This window comes from Cupriavidus sp. 22TCCZM04-2, from assembly GCF_057798895.1.
In genome coordinates, this window is sequence record NZ_JBYOJS010000003.1 from 1 (window position 1) to 16,997 (window position 16,997).

Below are 16,997 nucleotides of genomic sequence, written 5' to 3' on the forward strand. Positions count from 1 at the left end.
ATCGGCCAGATCGTGCCGAGCTCCAACACCACGATGGAAACCGAGATCCCCGCCATGCTGAGCGCACGGCAGCAGATCCGCCCCGAACGTTTCACCTTCCATTCGAGCCGCATGCGCATGAAGAAGGTGGTCAAGGAAGAACTGGCGGCGATGGATGCCGAGTCTGACCGCTGCGCCGTCGAGCTATCCGACGCGCGCGTGGATGTGCTCGGCTACGCCTGCCTGGTCGCGATCATGGCGATGGGCCATGGTTATCACCGCAAGTCGGAACAGCGCCTGAAAGCCCACACCGTTGAGAACGGTGGCGATGCGCCGGTAATCACGAGTGCCGGCGCGCTGGTCGATGCACTCAAGGTGATCGGCGCGAAGCGCATCGCCGTGGTTGCCCCGTACATGAAGCCGCTGACGGAATTGGTGGTGGATTACATCCGCAACGAAGGCTACGAAGTCGTCGACTACCGCGCGCTGGAGATTCCCGACAACCTCGAAGTGGGCCGCCACGATCCGGCGAAGCTTCCGGCCATCGTCGCGCAGATGAACATTGCCGACGTCGATGCCATCGTGCTGTCCGCCTGCGTGCAGATGCCGTCGCTGCCGGCGGTAGCGAAGGTCGAGGCGATGACCGGCAAGCCGGTGATCACGGCGGCTATCGCCACCACCTATGCGATGCTGCGCGCGCTGGACCTGGAGCCGGTCGTGCCGGGCGCGGGCGCGCTGCTGTCCGGCGCCTACTGAGGGCCGCGCCATGAGCACCTTCCTCTACGGCGGCAACGTCCAGGCCAACGGCATCCGCCAGCACTACCTGCGCTACGGCGGCAACGATGGCGAACGCGCGTCGCGCGACGCCGTGATCATCGTGCCGGGCATCACGAGCCCGGCCATCACGTGGGGCTTCGTCGGCGAGCAGTTCGGCCAGCGCTTCGATACCTATGTGCTGGATGTGCGCGGCCGTGGCTTGTCGGAAGCGAGCGACACGCTGGACTACAGCCTCGATGCGCAAGCTGCCGACGTGATCGCGTTCGCGCAGGCGCTCGGCCTGCAGCGCTATGCCATCGTCGGCCATTCGATGGGCGGGCGCATTGGCGTTCGTGCCGCGCGCCAGCGCCCCGCAGGCATGACGCGGCTGGTGATGGTGGATCCGCCGGTCTCCGGCCCCGGCCGCCGCGCTTATCCCGCGCAGCTGCCGTGGTACATCGATTCCATCCGCCTCGCGCGCGCTGGTGTCGACGCGGAAGGCATGCGCCGCTTCTGTCCGACATGGACGGACGAGCAACTGCGCTTGCGCGCCGAGTGGCTGCACACCTGCGACGAGCGCGCAATCCTAGCGAGCTTCAACGGCTTCCATGAAGACGACATCCACGCCGACCTGCCGCACGTGTCCGTGCCGACGCTGCTGATGCGCGCGCCGGCCGTGGCGACGTGGTGCGCGACGAAGACGAGCAGGAAATCCGCACGCTGCTGGCGGGCGTGCTGGTGAGCCACGTCGCCGATGCCGGCCACATGATCCCGTGGGACGACGAGGCCGGCTTCTATCGTGCCTTCGGCGATTTCCTTGGTGCCGCGCTGCCCGCGCTGGCCTGATATCCGCGAATCGGAGGAGCGAACATGCCCGTAAGCGATTACGACCTGACCCAGGCGTGGAAGCAGGTGCTCACGCTGTCGAAACTGGAAGCCGGCCAGACCGTCACCGTGCTGACCGGCGCCGCCACGCATCCGCAGACGCTGCGTACGGCCATGGTGGCAGCGGCGTCGATGGGCGCCATCGTCAACCGGCTCGACCTGCCGCCAGTCAATGGCGAGAAGGCGTTGAGCCGCGATGCGCTGGCGTATCTCGGCACTACGCCGCTGACCGGCAATCCGGCCGCCATCGCCGCGCTGAAGGCGAGCGATCTCGTGCTCGACCTGATGACGCTGCTGTTCTCGCCCGAGCAGCATGACATCCTGAGCGGTGGCACGAAGATCCTGCTCGCTGTGGAGCCACCCGAAGTGCTCGCGCGCATGGTCCCCACCGAAGCAGACCGCAAGCGCGTGAAGGCCGCCACGGCCCGGCTGTCGCGCGCGCGGGAAATGCACATCGTCTCCGATGCCGGCATGGACCTGCGCTGCAAACTCGGCGAGTTCCCCGCGATCAGCGAATACGGCTTCGTCGACGAGCCCGGCCGCTGGGACCACTGGCCGAGCGGCTTCGTGCTGACCTGGCCGGATGAAGGCGGCACCCACGGCACCATCGTGCTGGACCGCGGCGACATCCTGCTGCCGATGAAGTCGTATATCCAGGAGCCGATCCGGATCACGGTGGAGTCCGGCTATGTGAAGGCGATCGAAGGCGGCCTCGATGCGGAATTGCTGGCCGACTACATGGCATCGTTCAACGATCCCGAAGCGTATGCGATGTCGCATATCGGCTGGGGCCTGCAGCCGCGCGCGAGCTGGTCGGCGCTGGCCATGTACGACCGCGAAGCGACCATCGGCATGGATGCGCGCGCGTACGAAGGCAACTTCCTGTGCTCGTTCGGCCCCAACAACGAAGCGGGCGGCAGCCGGACCACCGCCTGCCATATCGATATCCCGGTGCGCCACTGCACGGTCAACCTCGATGGCGAACCCGTAGTGGTGCGTGGCAAGGTGACGGACGGCCACCACGCGCCCGTCAACACACTGTTCAAGGAAGCCCGCCATGCATGAAGAAGTCCAGACCTACCAGCGGCAAGGCTTCGGCACCGCCATGGAGATCCGGCCGCCATACGGGCTGCTGATCATCGATTTCGTCAACGGCTTCGCCGATCCGGCGGTCTTTGGCGGCGGCAATATCCCGGAGGCCATCCGCAATACGCAGCCGCTGCTGCGCGCGGCGCGCGAGCAGGGCTGGCCGGTGGCGCACAGCCGCATCGTGTTTGCCGATGACGACGCCGACCACAACATCTTCACGCTGAAGGTGCCCGGCATGCTCACGCTTAAGGAAGACAGCCACAACAGCGCCATCGTGCCGGAGCTTGCGCCCGCCGCGGGCGAGTATGTGGTGCGCAAGACGGTGCCGTCGGCGTTCTTCGGCACGTCTCTGGCGGCATGGCTGACGCAGCGCGGCGTGCAGACGCTGCTGGTGGCGGGCTGCGTCACCAGCGGCTGCGTGCGCGCTAGCGTGGTCGATGCGATGTCGCTCGGCTTCCGTCCGCTGGTGCTGTCGGACTGCGTCGGTGACCGCGCGCTCGGCCCGCACGCGGCCAACCTGTTCGACATGGAGCAGAAGTACGCCACCGTGCTGACCCGCGACGAAGCGCTCGCGCAAATTGCGCCGGGCGTGCGAGCAGCGGCCTGAGCCGCGCCGGTGCGACCGATGCGTCGCTCAGACGGCCGCCACGCGGCGCTTGCGGGCCGGCTTGCCGGAAGGCTGCGCCGGCGCGGGCGGAGCATCGGGGATGACGCCCGGCATTGCCACGGCGCGCAGCACGGTCTGCTGCATCACATCGCGCCAGTGCGATACCGCGGCCGGGCTCATCATGGGTTCGCCAAGGAAGGCGCTGAGCGTATGATGGTTCGAGTTGTAGAAGTAGCCGAGCGAGGCGATGACCATGTAGACGTCGCGCGCGCCGGCGTCTGGCCGGAACAGGCCCACCGCCTTGCCGCGCGACAGGATGCCGTCGAGCACGGACAGCGCGTAGCTGGAAATATCGCGCAGCCGCACCGACTTGCGCGCGTGCTTGCCCTGGCTCATGTTCTCGCTGGTCAGGATCGCGACGAACTCCGGGTGCTCCAGGTAGTAGTGCCAGACGAAGTCAGTCAGTTGCGAGAGCGCGCGCACCGGATCGGCGGCGTCGAGTTCGCCTTCGAGTTTCTGCTCGGCTTCATTGAGCTGCAGGTAGATGGTCTCCAGCACTTCGACGAACAGCTTTTCCTTGCTGCCGAAGTAGTAGTAGATCATCCGGTCGTAGGTCTTCGCGAGCGTCGAAATCCGTTCGATGCGTCCGCCGTCGTAGCCGCGCTGCGCGAAGACCTTGATGGCCGCTTTCAGGATCCGGTCGCGGCTGTCCTGGGCCTGCCGGGCGCGCGTCCCGACTGCCGCGCGCTGGGTTGCGGTCTTGATGGTCATGTTGGATGGCTCGGCATGAGGTCTGTGTCTGGCAGGCAGTATAACGGTGGCATCGACGGTGTCGCCTGATGCAAGGCGGCAAAATTCAAGAGCTATGACAGCGACAATCCTCGATACCGTTCCCGAGGCTGAGGCCTCCACCCCGCGCGCGCAGCGCCTGGCGCTGCTGCAGGCCAGCGGCGTGCTGCTGGTGACGCGCGCCCCGCAGGCGGCGGCGCGTCCCGCGCCCGGCCAGCCGGGGGCCGCCTCGGACTATGTGCCGGCGCTGCCGGACATCTTCGTCGCCGTGCGCGATACCGGTGAGGTGCTGGCCTTCAACGGCCACGTCGACCTGGGCACCGGCATCCGCACGGCGCTGGCGCAGATCGTGGCGGAAGAACTCGATGTGCCGCTCGCGCGCGTGCGCATGGTGCTCGGCCATACGGAGGCCACGCCCAACCAGGGGCCGACCATTGCGAGCGCGTCGATCCAGATCTCCGCCATGCCGCTGCGGCGCGCGGCGGCACAGGCCCGTGCGTGGCTGCAGGCGCGCGCTGCGCAGCATTTGGGCGTGGCGCCGGAAATGCTGGAGGCCGACGATGGTGTGTTGCGCGTGAAAGGCGCGCCCGACGGCATCGGCTACGGGGCGCTGGTGGCCGGCGGACATGTCGAGTTGCCGCTGGCCGACGACGTGCAGACCAAGCCGGTCGAGGCTTACCGCATCGTCGGGCGTGGCGCGGGCCGCGTGGATATCCCCGACAAGGCGCGCGGCGTGCTGACGTTCGTGCATGACGTGCGCGTGCCCGGCATGCTTCATGGACGCGTTGTACGACCGCCGTACTCCGGCCGGGATGCAGGCGATTTTGTCGGAACCAGCTTGCTGGAAGTCGATCGCGATTCCGTGCGTGATGTGCCGGGGCTGGTCGATATCATCGTGCAGGGCGATTTCGTCGGCGTGGTGGCCGAACGCGAGGAGTACGCGATGTTGGCCGCGCGCCGCCTGCGCGTGCGCTGGAAGCCGGTGCCGCCGCTGCCGGCGCTTGATGATCCGGAGCCTGCGTTGCGCGCGAATCCGGCCAGGCGCCGTGATCTGCTGGACGATGGCGAGATGCCGGCACCGGGAACCGGTACCACGCTCGAGCGCCATTTTGTCTGGCCCTATCAAATGCACGGCTCCGTCGGTCCGTCATGCGCCGTCGCGGACTGGCGCGAAGATGGGCTGACCGTATGGTCTGGTACGCAGAACCCGCATGTCTTGCGCATCGACCTGGCGCGGTTGTCAGGGCTTGGCGAGGACGGCATCGAGATCGTGCGCATGGAGGCCGCCGGTTGCTACGGCCGCAATTGTGCCGATGATGTCTGCGCCGACGCCGTGCTGCTGTCGCGCGCGGTGGGGCGTCCGGTGCGCGTGCAACTTTCGCGCGAACAGGAGCACCTGTGGGAGCCCAAGGGCGCGGCGCAACTGATGGACGTCAGCGCGACGCTGGGCGCCGGCGGCGAGTTGCTCGGCTATGACTTTGTCAGCCGCTATCCGTCCAACGATGCGCCGACGCTGGCACTGCTGCTGACTGGGCAGGTATCCAATGGGCCGCGCATGCTTGAGATGGGCGACCGCACCGCCGTGCCGCCCTACGCGTATGCGGGCCGCCGCATCGGCTGCGACGACACGCCTGCCATCGTGCGCGCGTCGTGGTTGCGCGGGGTTTCGGCATTGCCGAATACGTTCGCGCATGAGTGCATGATCGATGAACTGGCGGTGGAGGCTGACGCTGATCCGATCGACTTCCGGCTGCGGCATCTTCCGGATGATCGCGCGGCCGATCTGCTGCGCGCCGTGGCGCATGCGGCTGGCTGGCAGAGCGGCGCACGGGGCTCACGTGGCGTACCCGATGCGGACGGCAAGCTGCGCGGCCGTGGCGTGGCCTATGCGCGCTATATTCACAGCCGCTTTCCTGGCTTCGGCGCGGCGTGGTCCGCGTGGATACTTGATGTTTCGGTTGACGTGGCAAATGGGCAGATCGTCGTCGAGAAGATCGTCGTGGGCCAGGACACCGGCATGATGGTCAACCCGGACGGCGTGCGCCACCAGCTCCACGGCAACGTGGTGCAGACGCTGAGCCGCGTGCTGAAGGAGCAAGTGCGCTTTGATGGCGCGGGTGTAGCCAGCCGCGAGTGGGGCGGTTATCCGCTGCTGACGTTCCCGGAGATTCCGCCGATCGAAGTGGTGCTGATGCCGAGGCAGTCGGAGCCGCCGTTGGGCGCGGGTGAGTCCGCGTCGCTGCCGGGGGCGCCTGCGATGGCCAATGCGTTGTTCGATGCGATGGGCGTTCGGTTGCGGCGGCCGCCGTTTGTGCCGGAGACGGTGCTGGCGGCGTTGGGCAACCGGCAGGGTTAGCAGACCGCTTGTCTGCCCCCTCGCCCGCAAGCGGGAGAGGGGAGCAAACCGGCGGCAGTACAAAGGCCTCCCCTCAACCCGCCCCGTTCCCCTCGTCGATCTCGCTCATCTTGCGCAGCAGGTAAGTCACCGCCACGCGCTCGGCCGGATTCAGGTTGCCAAACGTCTGTTCGGAAATCTGCTTCGCAAACGGCACCGTCTCGTCGATCAATGCCAGCCCGCCATCCGTCACCGTCACCACCACCTTGCGCCGGTCATTGGGGTCGTGGGATACCGCGACCAACTGGCGCGACTTCAATCGTTCGATGATGCCGCGCACCGTGGCCTGGTCGATCGCCGTGGCCCGCACCACTTCATTGAGCGAGCACGGTTGCCGGTCACGGACCGCGCAAAGCACGACAAACTGCGCGGCCGTGAGCTGCGAATCCGGAATGGTCTGCTGGAAGATGGCCACGTGGCGCTGGTATGCGCGGCGCAGCAAGTGGCCCACCTGTTCGGTGAAGTCGTAGCCGGGGTCGATGTTGCCGGCGGGCTGGTCGGAAGAGGAGGGCACGTCGATCGTGGTGCGATGGAAGGTGTGCCCCGAGTATACCGACGAAGGCAGCGCAGGTGCGCCGGTGCCGGACCTTAATCGACGGTAATGGCCGCGCTCTTCGCCACCTTGCCGAAACGCTCGTATTCCTGCAGCGTCAGCGTCTGCAAGTCCGGCGCGCTGGAACCCTTCGGGTTGAAGCCGGCCTGCGTCAGCTTCTCGCGCACGTCCGCGCGCCCCAGCGCTTCGACGAAGGCCGCATTGAGTGCCTGCACCACGGGCGCGGGCAGGTTGGCCGGGCCATAGACGCCGAACCATGGTTCCACGGCATAGCCCGTCAGGCCGGCCTCGGCCAGCGTGGGCACGTCAGGCAGCGACGGCGAACGGCTCTTGCCAGCCACGGCCAGGGCGCGCAGCTTGCCCGACTGGATGTGCGGCAGCGAGGCCGGCAGGTTGTCGAACATCACGCCGATATGGCCGCCGAGCATGTCGTTGATGGCCGGGCTGCTGCCTTTATAGGGCACGTGAGTCAGTCCCGTATGCGTGGTCTGCGAGAACATCGCGCCGGCCAGGTGCATCGACGTGCCGGTGCCCGCGGTCGCGTATGTCAGGCCGGGGTGCGCCTTGGCATAGGCGATCAGTTCCGGCACGGTCTTGACGGGCAGCGACGGGCCGACTTCCAGCACGATGGTCGAAGTGCCGAGCAGGCTGATGGCGGTGAAGTCCTTGCGCGGGTCGAACGGCACCTGCTTGTAGATATGCGGATTCAGCGCATTGGTCGAGATCGCGCCGAAGCCGATGGTGTAGCCATTGGGCGCGGCCTTGGCCACGGCGTCCATGCCGATGTTGCCGCCCGCGCCGGGACGGTTCTCGATGACCACGGGCTGTCCCAGCTTCTCCGCGACGCGCTGGCCGACCGTGCGCGCGACGAGATCCGTCGTGCCGCCGGCAGCGTACGGGACGACAAAGCGGATCGGCTTGGCCGGGAAGGTATCGGCCGCGGCGGCGGCCAGCGGCAGGGTGCCCAGCGTGGCGGCCCCGAACGTCAGGGCGATCAGCGTGGCGCGGGGGCGAAGTGCAAGGCGTTGCGGCATGGTGCGGGAATCTCCTCTACGGGTTGTGTTGTTCTATGGCACCGGCACGGGAGGTCCGCGCGGAAGCGCCCATTGTAGGCAAATGCGGACTAGCAGAGGCATACCGGGCGGTAGGCCGATGCCCATGCTTCTTTTCGAATACAATCGTCCGGTTGTCTTTGCCGACCCAGCCGGCCAGGTTGCGGCGGCCGCCTCTCCGCGTGAATTCCCCCGTGCCAGTTTCACCAAAATCTCTTGCCATGCCCGCTGCGCTGCCGTCGCCGCAGCGATCGGGGCTGGCCATCGCGGCCGTCGGCGCCGTGCTGTTTTCCGCCAAGGCCATCGTGGCCAAACTGATGTACCGCTACAGCGTGGATGCCGTCATGGTCATCACGCTGCGCATGCTGTTCGCCGTGCCGTTGTTCATGGCGATCGGCTGGTGGCAGTCGCGGCGCCTGCCGGCGCTGTCGTGGGCCGACCGTGGCCGCGTGGTGTTCCTCGGCTTCATCGGCTACTACCTGTCGAGCTTCATGGATTTCCTGGGGCTGCAATACATCACGGCAGGACTGGAACGGCTGATCCTGTTCCTGACGCCGTCGTTCGTGCTGCTGGCCACGGCGCTGATATTCCGCCGCCAGATCGCCGCGCGGCAATGGGTGTCGCTGCTGCTGGCCTATCTCGGCATCGTGCTGGTGTTCGCCCATGACCTGGATGTCAGCGGCCCCACGGTATGGCTGGGCGGGGCGCTGGTGCTGGGCAGTGCCTTGACGTATGGTATCTACCTGATTCTCAGCGGCGAGCTGGTGCAGCGCATCGGCTCGCTGCGGCTGGTGGCCTATGCGATGTGCGTGTCCACGGCCTGCTGCGTGCTGCAGTACCTGGCGCTGGGCCGGCCCGTGGCCGAACTCGCGCAGCCGGCGCCGGTGATGTGGCTGTCACTCGTCAACGCGGTGTTCTGCACGGTGTTGCCCGTTTCGATGACGATGGTGGCCGTGGCCCGCATCGGCGCGCCGATGGCCTCGCAGGCCGGCATGATCGGACCGGTATCGACGCTGTTCCTGGCCTTCTGGCTGCTCGACGAACCCGTCAGCGGCGTGCAGCTGGGGGGCAGCGCACTGGTGCTGGGCGGAATGTACCTGTTGTCGGCGCGCAAGGCATGACCAGCGCGGCGACGCCGAACCTGAACGACAAACGACACAAGCAATAAGCGACAAGGAGAACGAGCGATGGATCTTGGACTGCGTGGCAAGCATGCACTGGTGTGCGGCGCGAGCAAGGGCCTGGGCTTTGCCTGCGCGGACGCGCTGGCGGCCGAAGGCGTCGATGTGGTAATCGTGGCGCGCGGCGCGGAGGCGCTGGAGAAGGCCGCGGCCGACCTGCGCGCGCGCCATGGGCGCCGCGTGGTCGCGGTGGCCACCGACATCACGAAGCCGGAAGGCCGCAAGGCCGCGCTCGATGCCGTGGCCAAGCTTGGCGATCTCGACATCCTCGTCAACAACGCGGGCGGCCCGCCCCCGGGCAATTTCCGCGACTGGGACCGCGACGCGTGGCTGGCCGCGCTCGACGCCAATATGCTCACGCCGATCGAGCTGATCAAGTCCACGGTCGACGGCATGATCGCGCGCAAGTGGGGCCGCATCATCAACATCACGAGCGGCGCGGTGAAGGCGCCGATCGACATACTGGGCTTGTCCAACGGCGCGCGCTCGGGCCTGACCGGCTTTATCGCCGGCCTGGCGCGCGAAGTCGCGCAGCATGGCGTGACCGTCAATAACCTGCTGCCGGGACCGTTCAATACCGATCGCCTGGCCAAGACCATGGAAGGCGCGGCGCAGAAGGCCAACCTGAGCATTGAGGAAATCGCGCAACGCCGCGCCGCGCAGAACCCGTCGCGCCGCTTCGGCGACCCCGCCGAGTTCGGCGCCACCTGTGCGTTCCTGTGCAGCCGCCAGGCCGCGTACATCACGGCACAGAACATCCTGCTCGACGGCGGCGCCTACCCCGGCACGTTCTGAACCCGGCGCGGCCCCGGCAATGGCCGCACTACTTACCCGCAGTCGCTTACCGCAACAAGGACCCTTGATGACCCGCCCACGTATCGCCCTGATTGCACACGACCACAAGAAAGACGACATCGTTGCGTTTGCCACGCGGCACCGCGAATTCCTTTCGCAGTGCGAACTGCTTGCGACCGGCACCACCGGTGGCCGCCTGATCGATGAAGTCGGGCTGGACGTGACGCGGATGCTGTCCGGGCCGTGGGGCGGTGACCTGCAGATCGGCGCGCAGCTGGCGGAAGGGCGCGTGCGCGCCGTGATCTTCCTGCGCGACCCGATGACGCCGCAGCCGCACGAACCCGATATCAACGCCCTGGTACGCGCCTGCGATGTGCATAACGTGCCGTGCGCGACCAACGTCGCCACGGCGGACCTGGTGATCGCCGAGCTGTGCCGCGTCGAGGCAAAGGCCTGATCCCCAACCCCATCCAGCCTGACTGACAGGAGAATTGCAGATGACCAAAGCCATCCGGATCGAACAGACCGGCGGACCGGAAGTGATGCAGTGGGTCGACGTGGAGGTCGGCGAGCCAGGGCCCGGTGAAGTCCGTGTCCGCCATGAAGCGGTAGGGCTCAACTATATCGACGTCTACTTCCGCACCGGCCTCTACAAGCAGCCGCTGCCCGCCGGCCTGGGCATGGAAGGCGCCGGCGTGGTGGAGGCGGTGGGCGCGGGCGTGACCCACCTGAGCGCGGGGGATCGCGTGGCCTACGCGGGCCGTCCGACCGGCGCCTATGCGCAGGTGCGCGTGATGCCGGCCGATATCGTGGTGCGCCTGCCCGAGTCGATTTCCTTCGAGCAGGGCGCGGCGATGATGCTGCAGGGCCTGACGGTGCAGTACCTGATCCGCGACAGCTATCGCGTGCAGGCCGGCGACACCGTGCTGCTGCATGCCGCCGCCGGCGGCGTCGGGCTGATCGCGTGCCAGTGGCTCAAGGCGCTCGGCGTCACGGTGATCGGCACGGTGGGCAGCGACGAGAAGGCGGAACTGGCGCGCGCGCATGGCTGCACCCATACCGTGGTCTATACGCGCGAATCGTTCGTCGACAAGGTGAAGGAAGTCACCGGCGGCAAGGGCGTGCCGGCCGTGTATGACTCCATCGGCGCGGACACCTTCCGTGATTCGCTCGACTGCCTGGCGCCGCGCGGCACCATGGTGAGCTTCGGCAATGCTTCGGGGCCGGTGCCGCCGTTCGATATCTCGGTGCTTGGCAACAAGGGATCGCTGCGGCTGACGCGGCCCACCTTGATGACCTACGTGGTGCATCGCGAACTGCTGGAGCCGATGGTGGCGGACCTGTTCGATGCGGTCACCAGCGGCAAGGTGAAGATCGATATCCGCCAGCGCTATGCACTGGCTGATGTGGCGCAGGCGCACCGCGACCTGGAGTCGCGCAAGACGACGGGATCTACCATCCTGCTGCCGTACTGAGGCCGCCGCGGTTCCCGATGAAGAAAGCCCCGGGCGGCGGGCTGCCGTCCGGGGCTTATTTTCTCGCCGCGCTCAGTGCGTCCGTACCGTGGTGGCGGTCGCCCGCGCTTCGGCCTGCCGCAGGATGTGCGGCGGCAGCCGCTTGAGCATCAAGTGCACCGCCAGCGGAATCAGCACAACGTCATCGACGATCCCCAGTCCGGCGATGAAATCAGGAATCAGATCGATCGGCGAGATCGCATAGAGAAACAGCCCAAAGGCCGCGGGCTTGAGCCATGGCGGCGCATCCGGATGCCGCAGCGCATACCAGAACAGCCGGCCGTCGCGGCGCACCAGCGTCCACAGGGCCGAAAAACGCTTCCACATGAGAGGCCTCCTTCACATTGCGCACGCCAGCGAATGACGCGTGCACAGATAGCTTGGGCCGATCAAAGCGGCTTCAAGTTCCGAAGTAGACCGGGCTGAGGAAAGTGAGGAGGGGAGCGCCCCGGCAGCGCCGGGGCGGGCCCGCATGCCGTCATGGCATGCGGGCTGGCGATCAGCCCGGGATCTTGCCTTCGACGCCTTCGACGTAGAACTTCACGTTGTGCAGGAAGTTGTCGTCGGCGGTCTGGTCCTTGGCGACCTGTTCCTTGCCGGTGTTGTCCTTGATCGGACCCTTCCAGATCGGCGCGGAACCGTCGACGATGCCCTTCTTGCGCTCGGCAACGAGCGCCTTCACGTCCTCGGGCACGATCGTGTTGAAGTCCTTCAAGTCGATCATGCCTTCCTTCAGGCCCCACCACGTGGTGTCGCTCTTCCAGCGGTTGTTCAGCACGTCGTCCACCACCTTGTTGTAGTAGACGCCCCACTGGATTTCCGACGCGGCCAGGTGAGCCTTCTCGCCGAACTTGCTCATGTTGCTGTCCCAGCCAAACGCATACACGCCTTTCTCCTGCGCGGTCTGCACCACGGCGGCGGAGTCGGTGTTCTGCATCAGCATGTCCACGCCCTGGCCGATCAGCGTGGTGGCGGCTTCACGCTCCTTGCCCGGATCGAACCACTTGTTCACCCAGACCACCTTGACGGTCGCGTTCGGGTTGACGCTGCGCGCGCCCAGCGTGAACGAGTCGATATTGCGGATCACCTCGGGGATGGGAACCGAACCGACCACGCCCATCTTGCCCGACTTGCTCATCTTGCCGGCCACCACGCCTGCCAGGTAGGCGCCCTCATAGGTGCGCACGTCGTACTGGCCCAGGTTTTCGGCGGTCTTGAAGCCGGTGGCGTGCTCGAACTTCACGTCCGGGAATTCCTTGGCGACCTTGAGCATCGACTCCATGTAGCCGAAGGTCGTGCCGAAGATCAGCTTGTTCCCCTGGCTGGCCAGGTCGCGGAACACGCGCTCGGCGTCGGCGGCGGATTCGGGCACGTTCTCGACGAAGGTGGTCTTGACCTTGTCGCCGAACTTCTCCTCCACGGCCTTGCGGCCGGCGTCGTGCGCGTACGTCCAGCCAGCGTCGCCCACCGGGCCGATGTAGACAAAGGCGACCTTGAGCGGCTCGGCCTTCTGTTCCGCAGCAGGCGCGGAGGCCGGCGCGGCGGTCTCGGCCGGCTTTTCGGCTTCTTTCTTGCCGCAGCCGGCTAGCGCCAGCAGGGCGGTGGCAGCCAGTGCCGCCAGGGTTTTCCTGCGCGTGACCATCATGATTTCTCCTTGTGATGAATTGTGTTGGCTTTCGAAGGCTCGTTGAATCAGGACTTGCGTTGCGGCATCAGGCACTGCCCGGACGGAATGGCTTGCCGAGCGAGGCGGGCATGTTCAGGCGGATCCAGGCCGGGTTGCGCGAGATCAGCGCCAGCACGACGATGGTGGCCGCGTACGGCAGCATCGACAGGAACTGCGACGGCACCGAGACGCCGATGCCCTGCAGGTAGAACTGCAGGATGGTTACGCCGCCAAACAGCCACGCGCCGACCAGCACGCGGCCCGGGCGCCAGGTGGCAAACGTGGTCAGCGCCAGCGCGATCCAGCCGCGGCCGGCCACCAGGTTCTCGACCCACATCGGCGTGTACACCAGCGACAGGTAAGCCCCGGCCAGGCCGCAGCAGGCGCCGCCGAACAGCAGCGCGCCGAAGCGGATGGTGCGCACCGGATAACCGAGCGCGTGCGCCGATTCCGGCGATTCGCCGATCGCGCGCAGCGTGAGCCCCGCGCGCGTGCGGAACAGGAACCACATGATCGCGAAGCACAGCAGCAGGCTGAAATACACCATCCAGTGTTGCTGGAAGAACGCGGGACCGATGAATGGAATATCGGCCAGCCCGGGGATCGACCTGGCCTGCGCGGGCATGGCGTGGCCCACGAAGCGCTGGCCCATGAAGGCCGACAGGCCGGTGCCGAAGATCGACAGCGCCAGACCCGTGGCGACCTGATTGGTGGCCAGCACCAGCGCCAGCCACGAGAACAGCGCGGCCATCAGCATGCCGGCGACAGCGCCGGCGAGAAAGCCGAGCAGCGGCTGCTGCGTCTGGTAGCCGACCATGAAGCCGGCCACGGCTGCGACCAGCATCATGCCTTCGGCGCCGAGGTTCAGCACGCCGGAGCGTTCGTTGATGAGCAGGCCCAGCGCGGCCAGCAGCAGCGGCGTGCCGGCGTTGATCGCGGTGGCGATGAGGGGAGCGAGTTGTTCCATGTTCTTGTCTGCTCCGCTCAGGCTGCCGTGGCGCGCCAGCGCAGGCGGTTTTCGATAAGGGTGTCGCAGGCCAGCAGGAAGAACAGCAGCATGCCCTGGAACACCCAGCCGATCGCCGACGGCAGGCCCAGACGCGACTGCGCCATCTCGCCGCCGATGTAGAACAGCGACATCATGATGCCGCCGAACACGGTGCCGACCGGATGCAGGCGGCCAACGAACGCGACGATGATGGCCGTGAAGCCGTAGCCCGGCGAGATTGACGGCAGCAGCTGGCCGATCGGGCCCGTCACTTCGAACGCCCCGGCCAGGCCCGCGGTAGCGCCCGAGATCAGCAGCGCGTTCCACAGCGCGCTGCGCGACGAGAAGCCGGCATAGCGCGCCGCAGCCGGCGCGGTGCCGCCCACTTGAAGGCGGTAGCCGGCGAAGCTGCGGAACACGAACACCGTCATCACCGCGACCAGCACCAGCATCACGACGAAGCCCGCATGCAGGCGCGAGCCGGACATCAGGTTAGGCAGCAGGTATTCGGACGAGAATACCTTCGACTGCGGGAAGTTCATGCCGTTGGGGTCCTTCAACGGCCCGTTGACTACCCACAGCATCAACTGTTGCGCGATGTATGTGAGCATCAGCGAGACCAGGATCTCGTTGGCGTTGAAGCGGTCCTTGAGCAGCGCCGTGATCGACGCCCACGCCATGCCGCCGATCACGCCGGCTAGCGACGCCAGGATCAGCACCACGGTACCGTTGAGCGTCTGGCCCGGTACGTCGAAGAACAGCACCGTGGCGCCAGCGAAGATGCCGCCGGCAATGAGCTGCCCGTCCGCGCCGATATTCCACACGTTGGCGCGATAGCAGACCGAAAGGCCCAGCGCGCACAGCACCAGCGGCACGGTCTTGAGCAGGACTTCGCCAATCGCGCGCTTGTCGCGCAGCGGGTCGGCCAGGAACACCTTGAGCGCGGCCATCGGGTCCTTGCCGAGCGCCACGAACAGCAGCGCGCCGAACAGCAGCGTGAGCGCGAGGGCGATCACCGGCGAGGCATAGGCCATGTTCCGCGACGGCAGTCCGCGCGGCGCCAGCGTGAAGGGGGAGCGGGGCAGCAGCGAGCGCATTTCAGCCATGGCTGGTCACCTCCGCTACCTGGGTGTCGCGCGCTTGCGCGGGGCCGCCTTCCCACAGGCCGCTCATCCACAGGCCGACCTGTTCGCGCGTCGCGGTCTCGGTCGGGATGGATGGCGACAGTTGGCCCTTGGCGATGACATGCAGCCGATCGCAGATGGCGAACAACTCATCAAGTTCTTCCGACACCACGAGGATGGCGCAGCCTGTGGCCTTGAGCGCCAGGATCTCGTTGTGGATCTGCGCGGCGGCGCCAACATCCACGCCCCAGGTCGGTTGCGCGACGATCAGCACCTTGGGGCCGCTTTCGATCTCGCGGCCGACGATGAACTTCTGCAGGTTGCCGCCGGACAGGCTGCGGGCCAGCGCGTCGGGCCCGCTTGCCTTCACACGGAAGCGGCTGATGATGGAAGCGGCCAGGCCGGTCGCGGCCTTTGGCGAGATCATGCCGCTGCGCACGTAAGGAGGCGTCTGGTGCGACAGCAGCGTATTCGCGGCCAGGCTCATGCCGGGCACCGCGCCGCGCCCGAGGCGCTCCTCCGGCACGAAGGCGAGCCCCGCGCGCCGGCGCTGGCGCGCATCGAGCCGGCCGGCCGGCTTGCCTGCCAGCTGCACCGACGCGGCATCCGCGCGCGTGTCTTCACCGGACAGCGCGGCCAGCAGTTCCTGCTGTCCGTTGCCCGATACGCCGGCAATGCCGACGATCTCGCCGGCATGCACATCGAGCGAGATCCGCTGCAGTTCGGTGGCGAACGCATGTGCGCGCGGCAGCGACAGTTGCTGCACGCTCAGGCGCACATCGCCGCGCTGCGCGGCCACCCGAGCTTCGCGCGGCGGCTCGCCGCCGATCATCAGGCGCGACAGCGACGCCGCGCTTTCCTGGCGCGGATCGCACACGCCCGTGACCTTGCCCATGCGCATCACGGTGGCGTGATGGCAGAGCGCGCGGATCTCGTCGAGCTTGTGGCTGATGTAGAGGATGCTCGTGCCCTCGGCCGCGAGCTGGCGCAGCGTGACGAACAGCGTTTCCACGGCCTGCGGCGTCAGCACCGAAGTTGGCTCGTCCAGGATCAGCAACTGCGGGTTGGCCAGCAGCGCGCGCACGATCTCGACGCGCTGCCGTTCGCCGACCGACAGCGTATGGACATGGCGGTTCGGTTCCAGCGGCAGCCCGTAGCGCTCGGCGGTGGCGCGGATGCGCTCGGCCAGCTGCTTCATGCTGCTGCCCGCGCCGTGCTGGCCGCCGGGCAGGCCCAGCGCGATGTTCTCGGTGACAGTCAGGGTGTCGAACAGCGAGAAGTGCTGGAACACCATGGCAATGCCCAGGTGGCGGGCATCGTGCGGACTGTTGATCGTGACCGGGGCCCCGTTGAAGCGGATCTCGCCGGCGTCCGGGCGGACCGCGCCGAAGATGATCTTCATCAGGGTGGATTTGCCGGCGCCGTTCTCGCCAAGGACGGCGTGGATTTCGCCGGGGGCGACGCTGAGGCTGATGTCATCGTTCGCGATGACGCCGGGATAGCGCTTGCTGATATGGGCTAGCGCCAGCCTGGGTGGGTTTTGTGGTGTCACTGAGGCGGCTCGGGTTGTTGTGGCAGCAACGTGGAAGGCAGTCAGTCAGCGGCAGTGCGTGGCGCAGGATCG

At 67.1% G+C, this 16,997-nt stretch carries 16 protein-coding genes and 1 pseudogene; 9 read left to right on the forward strand and 8 right to left on the reverse strand.

All coding sequences use genetic code 11. The features are described 5' to 3' along the window. The 4 genes and pseudogenes from AC3FKG_RS05830 to AC3FKG_RS05845 all read left to right on the forward strand — a co-directional run. Window positions 1–735: maleate cis-trans isomerase family protein (locus AC3FKG_RS05830; RefSeq protein ID WP_488742659.1), on the forward strand; the 735-nt coding region annotated here is incomplete at its 5' end. 10 nt (window positions 736–745) lie between these two features. Then, a pseudogene (locus AC3FKG_RS05835) lies at window positions 746–1,581 on the forward strand (alpha/beta fold hydrolase). A 24-nt stretch (window positions 1,582–1,605) separates the two neighbouring features. Continuing rightward, window positions 1,606–2,685: a 2,5-dihydroxypyridine 5,6-dioxygenase NicX family protein gene (locus tag AC3FKG_RS05840; RefSeq protein WP_488742660.1), complete on the forward strand. Its 1,080-nt coding sequence runs from the start codon at window positions 1,606–1,608 to the stop codon at window positions 2,683–2,685. Then, on the forward strand, window positions 2,678–3,316 hold the full coding sequence (locus AC3FKG_RS05845) for an N-carbamoylsarcosine amidohydrolase (RefSeq protein WP_483710786.1): 639 nt from the start codon (window positions 2,678–2,680) through the stop codon (window positions 3,314–3,316). Before AC3FKG_RS05840 ends, AC3FKG_RS05845 begins: the two co-directional genes overlap by 8 nt. Before the next feature lie 27 nt (window positions 3,317–3,343). On the opposite strand, the gene AC3FKG_RS05850 is transcribed toward AC3FKG_RS05845, so the two are convergent. Beyond that, window positions 3,344–4,087 (reverse strand): TetR/AcrR family transcriptional regulator, encoded by a 744-nt coding sequence (locus AC3FKG_RS05850; protein ID WP_483710787.1) that lies wholly within the window; start codon window positions 4,085–4,087, stop codon window positions 3,344–3,346. A 94-nt stretch (window positions 4,088–4,181) separates the two neighbouring features. Between AC3FKG_RS05850 and AC3FKG_RS05855 the strand changes: the two genes are divergently transcribed. After that, window positions 4,182–6,461, forward strand: coding sequence for a xanthine dehydrogenase family protein molybdopterin-binding subunit (locus AC3FKG_RS05855; RefSeq protein WP_488742661.1), 2,280 nt, complete (start codon window positions 4,182–4,184; stop codon window positions 6,459–6,461). Window positions 6,462–6,534: 73 nt separating this feature from the next. Here the strand turns inward: AC3FKG_RS05855 and AC3FKG_RS05860 are convergent, their stop codons facing one another. After that, a complete protein-coding gene (locus AC3FKG_RS05860) occupies window positions 6,535–7,014 on the reverse strand; it encodes a MarR family winged helix-turn-helix transcriptional regulator (RefSeq protein ID WP_488675893.1) in 480 nt (159 codons plus the stop codon). A gap of 74 nt (window positions 7,015–7,088) precedes the next feature. Beyond that, the gene (locus tag AC3FKG_RS05865) at window positions 7,089–8,087 is read right to left on the reverse strand and encodes a Bug family tripartite tricarboxylate transporter substrate binding protein (protein WP_488742662.1); all 999 of its coding nucleotides are present in this window, start codon (window positions 8,085–8,087) and stop codon (window positions 7,089–7,091) included. A 239-nt stretch (window positions 8,088–8,326) separates the two neighbouring features. Here AC3FKG_RS05865 and AC3FKG_RS05870 point away from each other — a divergent pair, with 239 nt between their 5' ends. The 4 genes from AC3FKG_RS05870 (at window position 8,327) to AC3FKG_RS05885 (ending at window position 11,556) form a co-directional block, all read left to right on the forward strand. Then, a complete protein-coding gene (locus AC3FKG_RS05870; protein ID WP_488742663.1) occupies window positions 8,327–9,226 on the forward strand; it encodes a DMT family transporter in 900 nt (299 codons plus the stop codon). Between the two features lie 66 nt (window positions 9,227–9,292). Beyond that, on the forward strand, window positions 9,293–10,081 hold the full coding sequence (locus tag AC3FKG_RS05875) for an SDR family oxidoreductase (RefSeq protein ID WP_483710792.1): 789 nt from the start codon (window positions 9,293–9,295) through the stop codon (window positions 10,079–10,081). 67 nt (window positions 10,082–10,148) lie between these two features. Next, window positions 10,149–10,538 (forward strand): methylglyoxal synthase, encoded by a 390-nt coding sequence (locus tag AC3FKG_RS05880; RefSeq protein WP_483710793.1) that lies wholly within the window; start codon window positions 10,149–10,151, stop codon window positions 10,536–10,538. A gap of 40 nt (window positions 10,539–10,578) precedes the next feature. Then, the gene (locus AC3FKG_RS05885) at window positions 10,579–11,556 is read left to right on the forward strand and encodes a quinone oxidoreductase family protein (protein WP_483710794.1); all 978 of its coding nucleotides are present in this window, start codon (window positions 10,579–10,581) and stop codon (window positions 11,554–11,556) included. 72 nt (window positions 11,557–11,628) lie between these two features. Here the strand turns inward: AC3FKG_RS05885 and AC3FKG_RS05890 are convergent, their stop codons facing one another. The 5 genes from AC3FKG_RS05890 to AC3FKG_RS05910 all read right to left on the reverse strand — a co-directional run bounded on the left by AC3FKG_RS05890 (window position 11,629) and on the right by AC3FKG_RS05910 (window position 16,925). Then, the gene (locus tag AC3FKG_RS05890) at window positions 11,629–11,922 is read right to left on the reverse strand and encodes a YkvA family protein (protein WP_483710795.1); all 294 of its coding nucleotides are present in this window, start codon (window positions 11,920–11,922) and stop codon (window positions 11,629–11,631) included. A 172-nt stretch (window positions 11,923–12,094) separates the two neighbouring features. Further along, window positions 12,095–13,240: a BMP family ABC transporter substrate-binding protein gene (locus AC3FKG_RS05895; protein WP_483710796.1), complete on the reverse strand. Its 1,146-nt coding sequence runs from the start codon at window positions 13,238–13,240 to the stop codon at window positions 12,095–12,097. Window positions 13,241–13,307: 67 nt separating this feature from the next. Next, window positions 13,308–14,228, reverse strand: coding sequence for an ABC transporter permease (locus AC3FKG_RS05900; protein ID WP_483710797.1), 921 nt, complete (start codon window positions 14,226–14,228; stop codon window positions 13,308–13,310). A gap of 17 nt (window positions 14,229–14,245) precedes the next feature. Next, window positions 14,246–15,355 carry an ABC transporter permease gene (locus AC3FKG_RS05905; protein WP_483710798.1) on the reverse strand — a complete coding sequence of 370 codons (1,110 nt, stop codon included), beginning with the start codon at window positions 15,353–15,355 and terminating at the stop codon, window positions 14,246–14,248. After that, window positions 15,348–16,925: an ABC transporter ATP-binding protein gene (locus tag AC3FKG_RS05910; RefSeq protein ID WP_488742664.1), complete on the reverse strand. Its 1,578-nt coding sequence runs from the start codon at window positions 16,923–16,925 to the stop codon at window positions 15,348–15,350. The genes AC3FKG_RS05905 and AC3FKG_RS05910 overlap by 8 nt, the downstream gene beginning before the upstream one ends. Window positions 16,926–16,997 lie beyond the last annotated feature (72 nt).